Annotated in this window: 15 protein-coding genes, 5 pseudogenes and 1 other annotated feature; of the genes and pseudogenes, 7 read left to right on the forward strand and 13 right to left on the reverse strand. The window is 32.0% G+C overall.

The features are described 5' to 3' along the window. Positions 1-502 precede the first annotated feature (502 nt). From ORL93_RS28735 to ORL93_RS28750, 4 genes and pseudogenes are all read left to right on the forward strand, one after another. The gene (locus tag ORL93_RS28735) at positions 503-1060 is read left to right on the forward strand and encodes a hypothetical protein (RefSeq protein ID WP_265960146.1); all 558 of its coding nucleotides are present in this window, start codon (positions 503-505) and stop codon (positions 1058-1060) included. A gap of 229 nt (positions 1061-1289) precedes the next feature. After that, positions 1290-1520 (forward strand): annotated as a pseudogene (locus ORL93_RS28740) (GNAT family N-acetyltransferase); the annotation flags it as partial. A gap of 304 nt (positions 1521-1824) precedes the next feature. Further along, positions 1825-2529, forward strand: a complete 705-nt coding sequence (locus ORL93_RS28745) for an alpha/beta hydrolase (RefSeq protein ID WP_265960147.1) — start codon at positions 1825-1827, stop codon at positions 2527-2529. 167 nt (positions 2530-2696) lie between these two features. Then, positions 2697-2765 (forward strand): annotated as a pseudogene (locus ORL93_RS28750) (GNAT family N-acetyltransferase); the annotation flags it as partial. A gap of 229 nt (positions 2766-2994) precedes the next feature. On the opposite strand, the gene ORL93_RS28755 reads toward ORL93_RS28750, so the two are convergent. The 7 genes and pseudogenes from ORL93_RS28755 to ORL93_RS28785 all read right to left on the reverse strand — a co-directional run bounded on the left by ORL93_RS28755 (position 2995) and on the right by ORL93_RS28785 (position 7479). After that, entirely contained in the window at positions 2995-3246 is a 252-nt protein-coding gene (locus ORL93_RS28755; protein WP_141523673.1) for a hypothetical protein, read from the reverse strand. Between the two features lie 119 nt (positions 3247-3365). Then, a complete protein-coding gene (locus ORL93_RS28760; RefSeq protein WP_265960148.1) occupies positions 3366-3968 on the reverse strand; it encodes a YkgJ family cysteine cluster protein in 603 nt (200 codons plus the stop codon). An 87-nt stretch (positions 3969-4055) separates the two neighbouring features. After that, positions 4056-4121 (reverse strand): annotated as a pseudogene (locus ORL93_RS28765) (SEC-C metal-binding domain-containing protein); the annotation flags it as partial. A gap of 607 nt (positions 4122-4728) precedes the next feature. Then, positions 4729-5292 (reverse strand): GNAT family N-acetyltransferase, encoded by a 564-nt coding sequence (locus ORL93_RS28770; RefSeq protein WP_098339453.1) that lies wholly within the window; start codon positions 5290-5292, stop codon positions 4729-4731. Positions 5293-5454: 162 nt separating this feature from the next. Then, on the reverse strand, positions 5455-5604 hold the full coding sequence (locus ORL93_RS28775) for a hypothetical protein (RefSeq protein WP_170958730.1): 150 nt from the start codon (positions 5602-5604) through the stop codon (positions 5455-5457). Positions 5605-5782: 178 nt separating this feature from the next. Beyond that, the gene (locus ORL93_RS28780) at positions 5783-5965 is read right to left on the reverse strand and encodes a CPCC family cysteine-rich protein (RefSeq protein WP_309534155.1); all 183 of its coding nucleotides are present in this window, start codon (positions 5963-5965) and stop codon (positions 5783-5785) included. A 275-nt stretch (positions 5966-6240) separates the two neighbouring features. Next, complete coding sequence (locus ORL93_RS28785; RefSeq protein ID WP_255299198.1) at positions 6241-7479, reverse strand: helix-turn-helix domain-containing protein; 1239 nt, start codon at positions 7477-7479, stop codon at positions 6241-6243. A gap of 189 nt (positions 7480-7668) precedes the next feature. On the opposite strand from ORL93_RS28785, the gene ORL93_RS28790 reads away from it, so the two are divergent. Next, positions 7669-8439, forward strand: a complete 771-nt coding sequence (locus tag ORL93_RS28790) for an alpha/beta fold hydrolase (RefSeq protein WP_097796005.1) — start codon at positions 7669-7671, stop codon at positions 8437-8439. Between the two features lie 207 nt (positions 8440-8646). On the opposite strand, the gene ORL93_RS28795 is transcribed toward ORL93_RS28790, so the two are convergent. Next, positions 8647-9117 carry a GNAT family N-acetyltransferase gene (locus ORL93_RS28795; protein WP_097796004.1) on the reverse strand — a complete coding sequence of 157 codons (471 nt, stop codon included), beginning with the start codon at positions 9115-9117 and terminating at the stop codon, positions 8647-8649. 223 nt (positions 9118-9340) lie between these two features. After that, positions 9341-9886: a GNAT family N-acetyltransferase gene (locus ORL93_RS28800; RefSeq protein ID WP_141556403.1), complete on the reverse strand. Its 546-nt coding sequence runs from the start codon at positions 9884-9886 to the stop codon at positions 9341-9343. 83 nt (positions 9887-9969) lie between these two features. Beyond that, positions 9970-10230 (reverse strand) — a binding site (T-box leader). A gap of 268 nt (positions 10231-10498) precedes the next feature. Here ORL93_RS28800 and ORL93_RS28805 point away from each other — a divergent pair. Continuing rightward, positions 10499-10819: pseudogene (locus ORL93_RS28805) on the forward strand (DUF6262 family protein); the annotation flags it as partial. Positions 10820-10915: 96 nt separating this feature from the next. Here ORL93_RS28805 and ORL93_RS28810 read toward each other — a convergent pair. The 4 genes from ORL93_RS28810 to ORL93_RS28825 form a co-directional block, all read right to left on the reverse strand. Continuing rightward, positions 10916-11575: a protein kinase family protein gene (locus ORL93_RS28810; protein WP_141523738.1), complete on the reverse strand. Its 660-nt coding sequence runs from the start codon at positions 11573-11575 to the stop codon at positions 10916-10918. 115 nt (positions 11576-11690) lie between these two features. After that, complete coding sequence (locus ORL93_RS28815; protein WP_098101056.1) at positions 11691-12311, reverse strand: recombinase family protein; 621 nt, start codon at positions 12309-12311, stop codon at positions 11691-11693. A gap of 377 nt (positions 12312-12688) precedes the next feature. Continuing rightward, a complete protein-coding gene (locus tag ORL93_RS28820; RefSeq protein WP_265960149.1) occupies positions 12689-14227 on the reverse strand; it encodes a thiol-activated cytolysin family protein in 1539 nt (512 codons plus the stop codon). Positions 14228-15704: 1477 nt separating this feature from the next. Then, positions 15705-16250, reverse strand: coding sequence for a DUF3967 domain-containing protein (locus tag ORL93_RS28825; protein ID WP_018783518.1), 546 nt, complete (start codon positions 16248-16250; stop codon positions 15705-15707). Positions 16251-16978: 728 nt separating this feature from the next. Between ORL93_RS28825 and ORL93_RS28830 the strand changes: the two are divergent. After that, positions 16979-17440: pseudogene (locus ORL93_RS28830) on the forward strand (DUF4030 domain-containing protein); the annotation flags it as partial. Between the last annotated feature and the right edge of the window lie 119 nt (positions 17441-17559).

Genomic DNA, 17559 nt, shown 5'->3' on the forward strand with positions numbered 1-17559 from the left:
TACTACCACTAAGTGAGATTATATTAACTGAACAATTAAACTAACAAATAATCCTAATTATAGTGAAATTTACAAGGGTGATAATTATGAGAAAAAGCGAAAAAGATGATTTATCTTGGAAAATATTTAAATTGTGGATATCAATTCCAAGAAGTATCCGTTTAGCATTTTTGTGGTCAATTCTTATAGGATTTTCTTATTTAGGTTGGGTAAAAATCATACGTAAACTATTTGAATAAATATATTGTGACATGTTCAATAATTCCTTTATTCATAGTTCTTTGAATGTATACTTTTGTTGTTAATTTAGAGGATATTAGGAGATTTATTGTGAAGTCAATGATTAAGAGAAAATGAAAGTAAACTAATATTTAAAAGTTTACTTTCAAATGTATTTTATTTATTGTTGTTTTTTATCTTAATTAGTTTTCTTAATATTGAAAAATATAAATTTTTAATTTACAATTATTGTATAATCAAAATATTTTGAAGGAGTGTTGATATGAAGATTAAAGGGGGATTAATGTCTTTACTAGTTTTTGTTATATTTTTAGGATTTTTACCAATAGAGAAGGCAAATGCATCTGTATCATCTGATTCAGTAAGTGAGATAGTAAACAGGATTGATACAAGTAAAAACTATTATATAGTTCCAGCAGATTTACCAACAAGAGGATTAGTTTTCCGCCCGCTTCATAATTCTCCATTACATGTACTAGTTAGTTCACATAGTAAAACAGTAGAAAACCCTTCCGGAACTCCTGTGAAATTACATTTTTCTGAAGAAAACAAGAAATATCGTATTGAGATGCCTACAAATTTCATCATAGGACGTCCTGTTTCTTATTGGTTTTCGGCATGGGGAAGTAGTGTATCGTTGGATGAGCAAGAGAAAAATGCAACTTATTGGACTATAACTTCTGTAGAAGGAGGATATACACTTCAAGCAGAAAGTGGATATCTCTATTATGAAGATGTTGTATTATCAATGAATGGTCCTATTACAATGACCTATTTAGGTAAAGAAGAAGTTGTGTGGAAATTAGTACCTGCGTCTTAAATTTTGTATAAGTCTTAAGTATATCTTATCTAAAAAATAATACATAAATAAAACAGTACAAGTCATTTTAATATGCGATTTGTGCTGTTTTGTATTTATTAAAACTCAAATTCAAGTAAAAAAATAAAATAGATTTTATGATCTGGAATTACATGTATCTGATTCATTTTTCTTACTGATATCGAAAGTAAACGAATATTCAAAATTTTAATTTCGAATCATACTTTAAAACGTCAAAGGAAGTATATTTATGACGTTTTGCCTTGATCCTGGATATCAATTTAGACCATATACCGTTCTAGAGTATGTGATTGTAAATGAAGATTTTCGAGGTAATGGAATAGGTGAAAAGTTATTGAAACATGTAGAACAGATATCAATTGCAAGGGGATCCACAAGAATTATCTTATTAAGTAGTGCAACTAGAATAAAAGCACATAAATTTTTTGTGCAGAGATAATAAAGTTGTTTAATTTACAATAAAGTCATTTAAAAAATAATATAGTTGTTTAAAAATCCTTCTTCCACTAACGGTGCAGGTTAGCTCAATAAGGAATCAAAATAAGAGAATTTGTATGTTTCTGAAGAGGTGGACAAAAGAAAGGTTTAAAATATAAAGTAGACTATGTTATACAGATATAGAGAGATATTTTAATTAATTTGTGGTAAGTTATGAATAGTTTGATTTATTTAAACTAAGTAGAAGAATATAAAATGCATGTGATTTTTTGCAAATCCCATACGTCTTATTCTATGGAGGAAATATGCTTAAAGACAATTTTAAAATTAGTAATATTCCCGCAGTTTTATGGGGAGAAAAGAGTGAAAAAATTTTTATTGCAGTACATGGAAATATGTCAAATAAAGAAGATGCAGTGATTCAAATATTAGCTGAAGAAGCCAATCAAAAAGGTTATCAAGTATTAAGCTTTGATTTACCTGAGCATGGAGAAAGACAAAATGATAATACTCCTTGTAAAGTACAGTTTTGTGTTAGTGAATTATCTATAATTATGAATTACGTAAAAGAACATTGGAAAGAAGTAAGCGTGTTTGCATGTAGTATGGGAGCTTATTTTAGCCTTTTAGCTTATCAAAACGATGTGCTAAAAAAGGCATTATTTTTATCACCGGTATTTAATATGGAACGAATTATCGAAAATATGATGAAATGGTTTAATGTAACACCAGAGCTTTTGCAAAAAGAAATGACTATAGAAACACCTATTGGTCAAAAGTTATATTGGGATTATTTATGTTATGTAAAAGAACATCCTATTAATACATGGAATACAGATACATATATTATGTATGGAGCCAAGGATGAACTGTGCGAATTTGAAACTATTAACTATTTTACAAAAAAACACAGTTGTGAATTAGAAGTCATGGAAGCAGGTGAACACTACTTTCATACTGATGAACAGTTGAAAGTATTTGAGCAGTGGTTACACAAGCACATCGATTAACAAATTACAATTTATCTAAGAGATTTAGTGAAGAACCTGTTAGAGAAGAATTGTGAATATATAAACTGATATTATATTTGAGAAGAATTATAAATGTGAATTTATTCACTTAAACAAACAGGTGCTTTAGTTCAATAAGAATTAAACAACTTTATTATCAGTTCACATTTTTCACTAAAAATGGATACAATGGAACTATAAGTAAGGGTTTCAAGAAGTATATACCAATTAATTAAGTTTTATATATAGGTGTTTTTTCTTAGATTGTTTAGAAAGAATAACGTTTTTTTGTACTTAGGGGTAGTGAAAATTCTTAAGTTGATGGGTATGTATGGTGAGGCCTATTGAATGATAAAATACGAATAAAAAGGAAGTTCCTTTTTATTCGAGGTAGCACCATATAGCCATCAAGTGTGAATTTGAAATAAAGTCACCTATTATCTTGTTATAAATATAAGAAGAGGTTTATACCTCTTCCATTCTTTCGAAATTTGCTGTAGTTACCGCACCAATTAAGGGTAAGGCTTTGTCTACATAAGATTTTATACGTCTATCTCCTACAGATAAAACTCTAATATATCTATATGTAACGTCTTTCTTTATTAACCTTCTTTCCCCTACAATTACAATTGTTTCCATCCAAGTATCTGAGATAGAGTTTGTAATTTTGAAAGTTCCTAAACCTTTCTCGTCAGTTAGTAAGTACATTAAGTCCATAGCTGACTCTCCCTCTCTTCTTTAAGGATAACTATAGTTACCAAAAACCATGGTTTTTGGTAACCGATTTACTTATTTTATATGATTTGAAGAATTTACTTTGTGATTTTAATCGAAAGTTACATAAGGTGTCTAAAAAAATGATTAAGTTGTTTTTTTAATGAAAGTTCTTCATAAAATTCTCTTAAAAGTTTAGGTTGGTTATCGTTGTATACACGTTGGTTAATTTCACCTATTATTAAATGTGCCAGTTGGATATATCTATCGTCGTTAAACCAACTAACCTTTCCTAATAGTTCATTACACATACTCGGATGGTTTGCAACAAAATATGATCTACAACTTAATGGTCGGATATTATAAATTGAACACGCTCCGTTTGTAATATCAAGAAAAGGACAAGGTGCAAGAGAACTCTGTCTGTCAGTCCAAAGGGAAGAAGGAACTTTTCTTCTTGCCTTAGTTTCCCTTAAATTATATTTAATAACTTTTTTGATTTTGTTATTCATATGTATATTAATTCTTTGAGCTTCTATTTTTTGAAGTTTAACTTCTTGGAAGCAACAGGCGATACACCCCTTTTTACAAGGAGCGTTTTTTTGTAATTGTTCTATTGCTGGATCATATGTTGAATATAATTTTTCCAGGAGTTCTAAACCAAACTCTTCATCTATAGAATTATGAGATTTTAGTTTAGATAAAATTTCACGGATAGTGTTCAATAATTCTAGGGTTAGACTTACGTTTTCATACGAGAAGTTACCATCATAAAATTCGAGACATTTTTCCCATTGGTTATCTGATTCTATATGACAATGTTTGAACTTTAGTCCAGAACCACAAGGACAAGGATCATTTCTTTTGATTTCTATTATGTACTTTTAATTTTCTTGAAAAGCTTTCATTAGTAAGGAATCCAATGCTGTTATCTCGTACATTTTTCATGCCCCCCTCTAATCTATCCCTTTTTTATAAGACATCTTAATATTTTATTCAGGGGTTTTGGAAGGTTGCGGTCTATGACAGAAACCCTGTCACTACCCCATATAAATAAAAAAGATAAGACCAGGAACTCGATCTTATCTATGGCATAAGAAGAAACAAAAAGGGTGATAACCATCACTTTTTCATTATATTACATTAAATGTTAATTTTTAATATTATAACTACAAATATGGGGTTTGTGTAGCAACGGAACCAAATCACGCAATAAGCATTAGCGGACATTATGAGTAGTAAAAATGCCTCTTTTTCACGTTAAAACAGAACGATTTTTAATCTTATAAACCATTTTTAGAAAATAATCAAAGGCATATTTCATGTAGAATGTCCTATAAGTATCATTAGCGGACATCAAATCACTAAAAATAGTCCTTTTATGTCCACTAATATACGAAATAACCCTTAAAATGAATGTCCGCTAATACTTGTTGCGTAAAAAAGTTACATTACTACACAGACCCCGAATTTTAAAATTTTAATCTAATTTACCTTTGCATAGATGCAGGTATCAGTTAGTTTTTTACCGTCAGCTGAAAGATCTTCATTACGTAATATCCCTTCAAGCTCAAAACCTAGTTTTTCAGGGATCGTACGACTTTTAGTGTTATTAGATTCACATCGTATTTCAATCCTTCTAAATTTGAGTAACTGAAATCCAAGGTTTGTTAACTCACTTACTGCTTCTGTCATATATCCATTGCCACTAAATTGCGTGTTAATCCAGTATCCAATTTCACATTTAGAAATCTTCCAATTAATTCCGTGAAGGCTAGCAGTTCCAATAAAATCATTAGTACCCTTATGATAGATAAGATAGCGAAAGCTTTCTCTTTTCAAAAAATCTATATGGGCATTTCTCAGGATAATTTCCGTTTCTTCAACAGTAGGAATTGACTGGTATAAGAGCAACCATTGCTTTAACTCACTAATTGAATCCTTAATAGCTTGGTTTACTACATTCCCGTCACCAGCTTGAAGTGGTGCTCGAAGAATTAGTCTGTCTGTTTCTATTTGTAACGGAACATCTAATAAAATAGGATTCATATAATTTCTCCTCTCGAAAACTTTAAATTATGACATAATGAAACTTATATAATTAAAAAACTTTCACCCCAAAGAAATAATTCTTGAGGACGAGAGTTGCAATTTCGTGGTACCACCTCAGTTTGTTGATATGTCACCATATCAACCTCTTCGGGTACGTTACTATAATAAATAAATTAAAAAATACCCTATCTCACTAACAGGAGATCCCGTCACAGCATCACTATAAGTTATTATAGAACCGTGCGAAGCTCCTAGTCTTTCTTCATTAAGAACTTGATATACAGCAATACAGTAAAGCTTATCTCCCATAAAGGAACCTCCCAAAAATTAGTAAACAATAAATATATATTCAATTAATCACTTAGAAATCCCTTTTCACATATTGAAAACTAAACTGCCAGTTGGTACAAAAAAATGGCTACCGAAGCAACCTTAGGTTGTTCAACTAATGCATGCATTAGTTGAATAAGGAATTATTATTTTTCATCTATTGGCTTCCAATTTTTATCTTTTGCATAATTAGAAGTTGGTTCGGGTTCTGAATGAAAAAGGTTTTAGACGCTCTTCCAATTTCTTTATAATTTATTTGAGCTTCTTTTAAAGTTTCTTTATTTGCACCACGAATATCATGGAAAACCGCCTGAACTTCATCATCATTCCACTTACAAATTGGACATGTTTCCTAATTATTACGTTCTTCTAATGTTTTATAACCACAACAAGGACAGGTTTGCTTATTCATCATATACTCCTAATTCCTAATTTTTTATGCTTTATTTTATCATGGGGTCCCACCCCATGCCCATCAAGCTAAAATTTTGAAGTACCCCCAAAATGAAAATTTTCTTTCTCTACAGTTAGTTACTTTGAGAAGTCAGCTGTTTTTTTCGTTTGGAGGATGATCTATTTTCTTAACTTGACATTCTTTTCTTTATTCTCTATAAGCTATTCATTTTTTCTTTCTAAAATAATATTATAGGTTTTATTCACTAACTCTAGGGTGTTTCTTATAAAACCTTGATAAGGCGTTTGAGGCAGCGAATCTATTTCACTAGCTGCTCTCTGCGCATAGATAAGTGCTTCCTCTATTCTTCCTAGTTGTAAAAGACATTTTGCTCTATATGCATCTGCAGTGTAGAGAATACATAATTCAAGTGGGTAAATAGTCGTATTTGGCATCTTAAATTGCTCAAATGTTTCAAGTGCTTCTTTTACATGTCCTTTTCCTAATAATACTTTACCTTTTTCAAGATAATAATAGTCACTTCCGAGATCCCCCTTTACTAGGGTAGCAAACCTATCTAAGTAATAAAGGGCCTGTTCATAATCCTCTGATGTTTGATTATGATAATGTGCTTGAAGTAACAGTGTAAAAGCTAGAGATTCATCATTTTCACTAAAAACAGCAAACTGTTCTGACTTCTCGATAAAATAAGCATAATCATTTTCATTGTTATGAAGAAGGGCTTGAAACGCTGCAATTCGGAAAATATTATCCATCTTATAAAAGACCATTTTCCTCTTAGATAGTTCAATTAATTGATTAAGCTTACTCTTTCCTGATTTATAGTCACCTATCCCGAAGAGTAAGACCATTTCAACGTAATTCGCTTCTATTTCAACGACCATATCAATCACTGTTACTTGTTCATGGTACTCTTTTCTTATATTTCGTAACATTATCAGAGCATCATGGTAATTATCCTCTTTTGCACGGCATTCTACCATATGTACTTTAGCAGCCACGCAGTGGCTGTAAAGGGATAGCCGCTCATAGATTGCTACTGCTCGTTCTATCAACATTTCTCCACCTTTTTGCTCGGATTTCATAACTACCCTTCCAGAAATCTCTAATATCCTAGCAGATTCAAATGAAATGGGAAACTGTTGGTCCAACATGTCTTGTGTCAAATTAAGTATCTGTTCATCATTATTTTTTTCAAACGCTTCCTCTACTTTATTAAATAAGTGCTTTAGCTCATCTGATGTAGAGCTCCCTAATAAATATTGAGGATCGCAGCCCAACTGGTGCGCGATAAATTTCAAACTATCCATCGAAGGGTTCGAATGCCCATTTTCAATCATGCTTAACATCCCTTTTGACATTTTATTACCAGCTAGCTCTACAAGGGTCATACCTTTTTCTACTCTTAATTTATTTATTCGTTTTCCTAGCTCATTCATTTTCAACATCCTTTGTAATTCAGTCTACTAGTTCAATTATATTAAACTTTAGATTGAAAAGAAAATCAGTCCATGTTACGATAAGTTCAATTAAATTGAACTTATTTAATTAGGATTTTCAAATGGATAATAAAAAGGGCAGTTCTATAAATAGAAATGTATATCAAAATGAAAAATGGAGGATTGGATATGAGTGAATTTAATGGGAATGAAACAGGACAAAAATTAGATATAGGTGGTATTGAATTATACTATGAATTGTTAGGGCGGAATAATGAAGGGCCAACCCTAGTTTTTGATTCTGGATATGGAGCCACTTTAGAAAGCTGGAATCCAATTAGAGATGACATTTCAAAGTTTTCAAAAATGTTTATTTATGATAGAGCTGGTATTGGCAAAAGTGAAATGAATGAAAGACCCCGCCATAGTCAGCAAAGTGTCGAAAATCTACGTATATTACTTAATAAAGCAGGTATAAAACCTCCCTATGTATTAGTCGGACACTCATTTGGAGGATTAAATACAAGATTATTTGCAAGCACATATCCAGAGGAAGTAGTAGGAGTTGTTCTCTTAGACTCAACTCACGAAAATCAAAACAGAATATTGCCCTCTTTATTTACAAAAGAAGTTCAGGAGGCTTATTATAATCAATTTATTTTGGAAGGTTCTCTTAATGAAGTGGAAGAAAGCTTAGAACAAGTTCGTACTTCTAAATCACTTGGAAACATTCCACTCATTGTTGTAACAGGGGGACTGCAGCCTTTTCATACAGTGGAGTCTATGGCTACTTGGATGAAATTCCAGAGAGAGCTTGCTAACTTGTCGACTAATAAAAAACATATTGTTGTTGAAGATGCTGGACACGCAATACATATTGATCAACCTCAAGTTGTTGTTGGTGTAATAAGGGATATATTAGATATGGTAAAAAATAAAAATAAACACTCTACTCTGTAATAATTTGTTATAACTCAAAATTGGGGTATCGCCACATTACTATCAACCTAAGATGAATTTATACCCATAATTCATAGAAAGCGTTATTCTTTTTGTAGAAATATACAGAGAGGGTGGCGTTTTTGTATATTACTACAAAAAGAATAGCGTTTTTCTCATTATATGAACATAAATTTAAATTAAATTGATAACAATGAAGCAGAACCTCTAAATAGATAATTCCCAGAGTTCTTCAAGAAGTTCTTGATTAGACAAGGTTTGTTTTCGAGTTTTTATTAATCTAAATCCATTATTTTCATAAATGTGTCTGGCAGCTTTAAGATCATTGTTAGTCCAGAGTATGATAGTCTTATAATTTGTCTGTTGGCAAAAATGAATTGCCTTTTGTACCAATTGATTTCCAAACCCAGCTCCTCTTAAATTTGGATCAACAAGAAACATCCCTAATTGCGCCACATTTTCATTAACCTTTTTTATACTTATTGAACCTCTTCGTTCTTTTTCAACTTCTAAAATCCATATTCTTTCTTTTATGTTATCAGCCCTTTCTATAAAACCTTCCATATTTTTTGAAATAAAATCTCTAAAAGATAAATCATAATTATATTCCTTATTGTACAGCTCGTAATGTGAATTAATTATATAATTAGTATCCTCTAAGTTAAATGTACGAATCATTCTCTCACCTTTTTTACTTTTATTAATACTAGTTCCATATGAATTTTATATAATACATATTATCAGGGTACTATAGTTGTTTTTTGCACAACCACTTGACTATCGTGGATTTCTTTTGAGTTTTTAAAGACGTAACACTAAAATATTGTCTTGCTGAAGATGGGATAGATACCTATTCAAGAAATAATTTGAAATTATAGTTTCTGTTTTATTGAATAAAGGATTAATTTCCAATCCAATCTTCTGCTAACATTCCATAAACAATGTGATCAACGTAATGGTCATAGAGCCATTCTGCTTTTCTTATTTGACCTTCCTTAATAAAACCAAGCCTCTCTGGAATAGCTCTACTTTTTTGATTTTCTACAGCTGCTCGAATCTCTACTCTATTTAAATTCAACTCAGTAATAGCATGATTTACCAAAGCTCTACATGCTTTTGTCATTAACCCTGCCCCCTCAAAATCTTTCCCTAACCAATATCCTATGCTTGTAGATCTGTTATGCCAATCAATTTTATGAAACCCTATTACACCTGAAATTTCCCCATTATACCAAATCCCTGCTTGAAATCCGTTATTATCACCAAATTGTTTCATTGTCGATTTTATAAAGTTCTCTGTATCTTCAATTTGTTTATTATTTGCAATTAATGGTAACCATTTTTTTAAATGCTCCATGGAATTTATAGTTAGTGTGAATAATTTCTCTGTGTCTTGCAAATCTAACATCTTTAATTTTACATTGTCATCAATTTTATAAGTGAAAATAAAAATCTCCTCCTTTACATTTCATAGAATTCATCAAAGTATCGTTTATACAATAAAAAAAATCCCACCCCCAAGACTTAAGTCTTGGGGACGAGATTATAAATTTCGTGGTACCACCCCAGTTTGTTAATATGTCACCATATTAACCTTATCAAGTACGGCATTATGAAAAATGCTTATACCCTAGCTCTATAACGGGAGCTCCCGCCACACCACCCCTTTTCTAGAAAGTTCCGATGTGATGCTCAGAGGTTTCATTCAATAAATTATCCTTACTCCTTTTCAGCTACTGGAGCTCTCTGTATAGAATTCAATCTATTTACTCTTCTCTTCATCGCATTTATTTTTTATATAATATCACCTATTAGTATCTATATAAATATCTGAATCTTTTTATAATAAAAAAAATCAATCTGTTAAGATATATGATTCTCATCTAACAACTTAAAAAAGAAAAATAATTCAGAACAAAACTCATTTGCAACTTTAATACAAAAAACACTTATTTTATCGTTTGGGGGTAATTCAAAATATTAGCTTGATGGGCATGGGGTCCCACCCACATTTTAACGAAGACATACGCTAAGCAAATTTCGACCGTGAAGAGCAGCTGAGGAAGCTATAAAACGTCTAACCAAGAGCTCTAAAGCAATTAACTTCAATAGTGTGTCAGAAGAAGCCGGAGTGAGTAAAGCCAAACTGTATAACCATACAGAGCTCAAAGAACGCATGAATTTCTTGCGAAATCAACAAGAAAAAGCATTTGTGGACTCTAGGATTAAACGGGACGAGAACAATCAAAATGCCGTCATCGCTTCTCTTAAAAGAAGAATTGAAAAGTTAGAGAAAAAGAATAAAGAGCTTGAAGAAGAAAATAAGCAATTGCGTGAAAAAGAAAATGAAAAGCTTACTGATTACTTCATGAAGTTATAAAATTAGGACCGTACACATTAGACATATCTAAAATGTACGGTCCTTTTGTTTACTAGCGGTTCACTTATCTAACCTAAAGATAAGTATGTGGTCCTTTTACAATTTGAATTTCTTTTTAAGCTTCTTATATTTTCTATATGAACGTCTAACAATGTTTAACATGAAATACGGTATTTTAACAGGGAAAGGCAATTTATAAATGAAAGGCAAGTAAAATGTAAAATATGCCTTTTCTAGGTCTCTCCACTTACTATCTTCTTTTGTTTTTAAGAAATCAGATACATCGACTACATATCCTCTTCCGTTTTCCATCATCACATTTTTCCCGTGAACATCACAAGGAGTTAATCCTTGTTCCCTTGCATACTCTAAAGCTTCATTGATATCAAGGATTACCTGCTTAGGAATTTTAATCCCCTTATGAATAGCATCGTATAAGGTAATTTCTTTTAAACGTTTCAATACTATGAAATTTTCTCCTTTATATATAAGCTTCGAATAAGAAGGATGATTTCCGATTCTTCGGTATACTTCTGACTCTTTTTCAATTCCTTCTCCTTCTCGCGCGTAAACTTTCACTACCCAATCTTTGTATTCTTTGTGCATAAATACTGCGGCATAATTACCTGTCCCTAAACACTTCCAAAGTCTAGGAATATCTTTAACTACTACAGGTTCGAATTCATCCTCACTTCTTACGCTTACCTCTTTTAATAATTCGTCCTTTATCAATTCCACAAAACTATTTATACTCATCATTTCCACTCCGGTTTTGCTAAAAGGGGGCCCACCCACATTTTAACGAATGTTGGTGCTACCTCAATTACTATCTTAACAAATTAAAATTTTGTCTCTCTATTCTTTCATTCTTTCATTCTTTCATTCTTTCCTCATACTGTTTAGCAAGCTTATAAAAAGAAGAACGTTTGATGCCATACTTTTTCATGGCTCCTACTGCTGTAATTGAACCAGATTTCCATTCCTTGTAAGCATCCGTAAATTCTTCTGTTATTTCAACAGGCGGACGTCCTAAACGTCTACCTTGTTTTCTGGCAAGAGCAATTCCTTCAGCTTGACGTTGTTTAATATCAATTCGCTCTTTTTCTGCAAAGGCAGATAATATTGTCAGTGTTGCTTTTTGAATTGCGCTCTGAATAACATCATTTGTACTTTCTCCAGTGTAATTGACGTTAATGTATGGTTCCTTTATAAATTGTAAATTTACTTTATGTTTTTCGTAATATCTAAATTCTTCTAATGTATCATTCATATTTCTTCCAAGTCTTGTCAAGGAATCGAACACAATGGTATCTCCTGTACGAACAAGACGTTTTAGCATTTGATAATTCTCTCGCTCCATATTTTTTCCAGATTCTTTATCTATGAAAATATCCCGTTCTTCTATCCCTAAATTCTTCATATTCTGAATTTGCCGTTCTTCATTTTGATCTTTACTCGAAACTCGCACATATCCAAATTTTTTATGTTTCATATGCTACACCTCATTGATAATTATAACAATTATGTCTGTAAAGGTATACAAAATAAACAGATGTCTGTAAAATGAGAAACGGATATTTATAGACGTAGTTTTTTATAGTTTCCTATGTATCTGTAAAGGTATACTTTTACAGACGAGTTGAAGGGCTCACTTAAGACTACATACAACAAATCTAAAACGTACATTTTTAGGACATAGTTTCTAGAGTGAGTTTTTGGGGAAGTTTACAGCAAAAAAACAGCGAAAATTGATTAATACCCGATTGTTCAGAAAATACTTATTTTTGAGAGGTGATAGCTACAACAATTATATAGAGAAGTATGATATATTTGAAAAAGCGCCCTGTTTACAGGGCGCTTCACTTTTACCTAATGACTAATATTAGCACTTGGGTATAATGTTGTTCCTCCAACTGAAACTTTAATTTCATTTGTTAATGGAACATTTTGTTCATTAATAATTGTTCTCCACCATTCCCATGCAAGACCTGTACATTCTCTTGCTACGACTTTTACATTTTTTGAATTCGGCGGAAGTGGTATGACTGTATTGAAATGAGCAGTTCTGTCTCTGCCGTTTCCTTCCCAGGTTTTATGGGTTAGTACTTCTTTACCATTTTTATCATATGAGAATTCATCCCAAGATACATCAAATTGAGCAACATATCCACCAGTATGATCAAGCGTCATTTTAGCACTAGAATATTCTGTAGTTGTAGTCTCAATATAATCTGTATTGTTATGAACAGCAGCAGTTGCGTTATCTTTTAAGAAAGTGCTTGTATATGAAATTGGGTATGCTGGATTTTTAGAACTTAATTCTGCATTATCTTTAATGATATTTCGGATTTCATTAAAATCTTTTGTAACAACCTTGTTATGCTCTTTTGCATCTCCGCCTAATACTACAGCGGTAAAGGTACTGTCTTCAAAAATATCTTTGTACTGTCCACTCGCTTCAACGCTTTGATTCTTAATTAAGGCTTTAAAAGCAGCTTGTACATCTTTACTCTTAGATGATGTTTCTAATTTCACATAAACTGTTCTACCATAAGCTACATTTGATACCATAACAGGCGGAGCCGCCTTACTTATCCCTTTACGAGTTAACTCGTCAAACGTAACACTATTATCAAAAAGGTCTGATGGATTGTTAGGTAGTTCTGCACTTACGGTATAAAAGATTTGCTTATATGCCGCAACCATCACTTTTTTCTCTCCATTTGCAACAGCATTAAAGTCAATGTTCAGTGCATTGTCAAGATATTTAGCGTTAACATTAAGAGCACTTGCTATTTGAGATTTACTATACACCATAGATTCTGTATACTGCATTCTTGCAGGTAACGTATGTGTTTTTGAATACTTTTGATTCCAAGTAGATACTAATTCATCTACTGCACCAGACACATTACCATATGTAGGATTTTTGACAGTAATTGTATTGTCTTTTCTCATGCCAGGTAAGTCTATACTAATATTCAAAGGTTTTCTCTTAGCTACTAACAAACTAGGTTGATTATCTGCAAAAGCTTTATTTGCAAGTTGTACTGCTCCTGGATATGTACGATTAGCCACAGAATCAATAATCGAAATATCGACTGGTGAAGTTGTAAGTGATTTTTTCTCACGTTCAACTACTACAAATTTACCATTTGAATTTGTACTTTCTTTTGGAACAAAACTCTCTACTTTATCACCATTTACTGCTAAAACCTCTTGATTATTATACTTAAGATTTGCTATACCAGTATCAATGCCACTTGCATTTTTTGTTGCACCAGCTGAATTACCTGTTTTTGTTTCCGCAAAGGTAATAGATGAATAACTAATAGTGCTTAAACTAACTAATAAACATGCTAATAATTTGATTCCTTTAACACTTTTTTTAATTTTCAAAAAATTCATTCCCTTCTTTTTTTCGTATTAAGGTATGATAATTGTTTATAAATAATTGCTGAACAATGAACTTACATTACTGCTTTTAAAAGCTCTTGTACGAATGGAAGTAATCCACCGATAAATTTTAAAACTGCCATTGCGATTGCCATATGATTTCCTCCTCTCATCTGTACCTTAATTCATCTTCGCTATACAGATCATTTGTATAAATAATTGTGCTGAATAATGAACTTACATTACTGCTTTTAAAAGTTCTTGTACAAGTGGAAAGATCCCACCGATAAATTTTAAAACTGCCGTTGCGATTGCCATATGATTTCACCTCCTCTCATCTGGACCTTGATTCATCTTCGCTATACAGATCATTTGTATAAATAATTGCTGAATAACGAACTTACATTACTGCTTTTAAAAGCTCTTGTACGAATGGAAGTAATCCACCGATAAATTTTAAAACTGCCATTGCGATTGCCATATGATTTCCTCCTCTCATCTGTACCTTAATTCATCTTCGCTATACAGATCATTTGTATAAATAATTGTGCTGAATAACGAACTTACATTACTGCTTTTAAAAGTTCTTGTACGAGTGGAAAGATCCCACCGATAAATTTTAAAACTGCCATTGCGATTGCCATATGATTCCCTCCTCTCATCTATACCTTAATTCATCTTCGCTATACAGATCATTTGTATAAATAATTGTGCTGAATAACGAACTTACATTACTGCTTTTAAAAGCTCTTGTACGAATGGAAGTAATCCACCGATAAATTTTAAAACTGCCATTGCGATTGCCATATGATTTCCTCCTCTCATCTGTACCTTAATTCATCTTCGCTATACAGATCATTTGTATAAATAATTGTGCTGAATAACGAACTTACATTACTGCTTTTAAAAGTTCTTGTACGAGTGGAAAGATCCCACCGATAAATTTTAAAACTGCCGTTGCGATTGCCATATGATTTCACCTCCTCTCATCTGGACCTTGATTCATCTTCGCTATACAGATCATTTGTATAAATAATTGCTGAATAACGAACTTACATTACTGCTTTTAAAAGTTCTTGTACGAGTGGAAGGATCCCACCGATAAATTTTAAAGCTGCCATTGCGATTGCCATATGATTTCACCTCCTTTTGTTGTTGCTACGATGTGATCTATATTATAGTAAGCGCTTATGCTTTATCAATACATCCTTATATGCAATATTGCATATAAGGATGTAGCAGGTTCCCTTTCTTTGTATTGTTAATAAGGGGTACGACATGTTTCAAACATTATTAAGTTGTATTTTTGAAATGAAATAGTCTAGATTTTCAGCATTGTCATAAAGTGTACTTTTTGAAATAACATATAAATTTATAATGAATCAATCTTATTCCCCCTTTTCGGGGATTTAGGAAAAATTACCCTATTAGTACAAAAATCTGTATAGAATTCTGTATAAAAAAGCCCTGCATATAAGCAAGGCTTTTTCTATTTCCAAAATTGCCACCACTTTTTTTGTTGGGTGGCTGCAATCAATTTTTTAGTCTCCTGGTTTTCACGGATCATAGCCATTAGGTTTTGATCACGTTCATTAATTTTTTGAAAATCCTGTTGTTGTTTTTGCTGTTCAGTTAACCATTCCTTTAAATTTTCTTCATGTTTTTTTAGCAGTTCAGATACTCTTTCAGCAACAATTCTATCCAATTCCTGAATAGCTACAACTCCTTCTCCTACTTGGATCTGTTCAGGTTGTTGTTTAGTTATTTGGATAGGTTCAATGTCTATATATTCAGGTAATCCTTCTTTACTGAGGAGCTCAATAATTTGTTTTGTTTGGAGGTTTCTTTTATTTCTCATTTTAGCTATAAATTGAAAAACAGGTATACATTCTTGATGAATTAAATACTTGTTCTTTTCACCTTGTTGGAAATTTAAAAAACTACCGTAGGTTTGACAGTTTCGTTTTATAGTCATAGCTGATACTTTTATTTCCTTGGCTACTTCTTCAGCTGATAACCAGTCTTTTTGTTGCACTGTTCAGATCACCATCCTTCTAAACATCTAAACATCTGAACAGAAAAACAAGGGTTTCCTTGCTTTTCTGTTCAGATGGATATTTAGATAATATACAAATAGTTTAACACCTGAACATCTAAACGCAATATATAAAAGAATTACTAGAAAGTAAAATAGAAGGATAGATCTTAAGTCATTTCGGCTCGATTCGCTTGTTTCGCCAAGCCGAAGGACAAAAAGCAAAGCAATTGTTCTCGACTTGGACTAGCAATTATACGAGCCGAACCGCTTAGATCATTCGTTCAAAAATAGTTCTTACTCAAAATTTTGATACGTTTAGTACGTGGGGTTTCGTCCCCACACGACGAGCCAGCACTCCAAACAAAAAGCAAGGAAACCCCTAAATTCGGTTAATTTGTTTTTTATTATAAATACGGTATGTAGAATTTTACATTTATTCTTATGAAAAATAAAATAAAATACCTACAGATTTAACCAAAATCACTTATAACGCTCTATCTTCTTCTTTATAATCACTTAGCTTCATTGAATATAATCGCATTATTTTACCCCCTATCTCGTCATACAAACGAATCTGAGCACCCGTTTTTTTCTAAACGCAAAATTTGAGTGATTATTTTATTCAACTTTAGATTTTGGCTCTCCAAATCATTTAAACATTGCTTTTCTTGTGATAATCCATTCTTTTCTTGTACCACTTGGGGGCAGAAAGAATTTAACTAATTGAAAAGGACTTCCTTAGTGCCTCCATGAGTGATACACCAAGAACAGTAGACTTAGAAATAGCTGATACTGTAAATACAAGTAAGTTAAAAACAGAGATTAACACTCAATTAAAGAATCAAGATATTAGAGCATATACAATTAATGTGAGTCAGAGAAATATGGACATTGTAAAGAAAGAGAGGCGATGGAGCGAAGTTTACAGTTCTATTTTTGATGAAGTGTTTACCAAAAATGGATACAAAGGTTTTGGAATTCAGCCAGTTAATTTCGAATCAAACCAACCATTTACCCTTGCTATACATACTACAATAAATAATTCTGATCCAGGAGCCAAAGAGTTTGGAAAGAAAATAGAAAAAGAGGTTGATGATTTACTTAAAGTAAAGAAAGTAAATAAATGGATTGAAAATGATTTGTATACTATTGAATTTTATAGTCAAGAGAAACAAAGAATTAACTAGCAAATAATCGTTTTTGCAAAGGAAAAGGAATCCACATAGTAGGCCCAGTACCAGCGTTCTTGTAACCAGGGGCAAAGTAGCAAATTTCATTAATATATAGGGGTTCGACCGAGATACGT

The organism is Bacillus sp. DHT2, from assembly GCF_026241455.1.
In the GTDB taxonomy this organism is placed as follows: Bacteria; Bacillota; Bacilli; order Bacillales; family Bacillaceae_G; genus Bacillus_A; species Bacillus_A pseudomycoides.

Bases quoted from the DNA above. Each gene is read 5' to 3' on its own strand.
- ORL93_RS28775 (WP_170958730.1), bottom strand. From the start codon at position 5,604: ATGGGAGATAAGCTTTACTGTATTGCTGTATATCAAGTTCTTAATGAA.
- ORL93_RS28770 (WP_098339453.1), bottom strand. From the start codon at position 5,292: ATGAATCCTATTTTATTAGATGTTCCGTTACAAATAGAAACAGACAGA.
- ORL93_RS28795 (WP_097796004.1), bottom strand. From the start codon at position 9,117: ATGATTCGTACATTTAACTTAGAGGATACTAATTATATAATTAATTCA.
- ORL93_RS28755 (WP_141523673.1), bottom strand. From the start codon at position 3,246: ATGGACTTAATGTACTTACTAACTGACGAGAAAGGTTTAGGAACTTTC.
- ORL93_RS28810 (WP_141523738.1), bottom strand. From the start codon at position 11,575: ATGAGTATAAATAGTTTTGTGGAATTGATAAAGGACGAATTATTAAAA.
- ORL93_RS28815 (WP_098101056.1), bottom strand. From the start codon at position 12,311: ATGAAACATAAAAAATTTGGATATGTGCGAGTTTCGAGTAAAGATCAA.
- ORL93_RS28735 (WP_265960146.1), top strand. From the start codon at position 503: ATGAAGATTAAAGGGGGATTAATGTCTTTACTAGTTTTTGTTATATTT.
- ORL93_RS28785 (WP_255299198.1), bottom strand. From the start codon at position 7,479: ATGAATGAGCTAGGAAAACGAATAAATAAATTAAGAGTAGAAAAAGGT.
- ORL93_RS28745 (WP_265960147.1), top strand. From the start codon at position 1,825: ATGCTTAAAGACAATTTTAAAATTAGTAATATTCCCGCAGTTTTATGG.
- ORL93_RS28820 (WP_265960149.1), bottom strand. From the start codon at position 14,227: ATGAATTTTTTGAAAATTAAAAAAAGTGTTAAAGGAATCAAATTATTA.
- ORL93_RS28790 (WP_097796005.1), top strand. From the start codon at position 7,669: ATGAGTGAATTTAATGGGAATGAAACAGGACAAAAATTAGATATAGGT.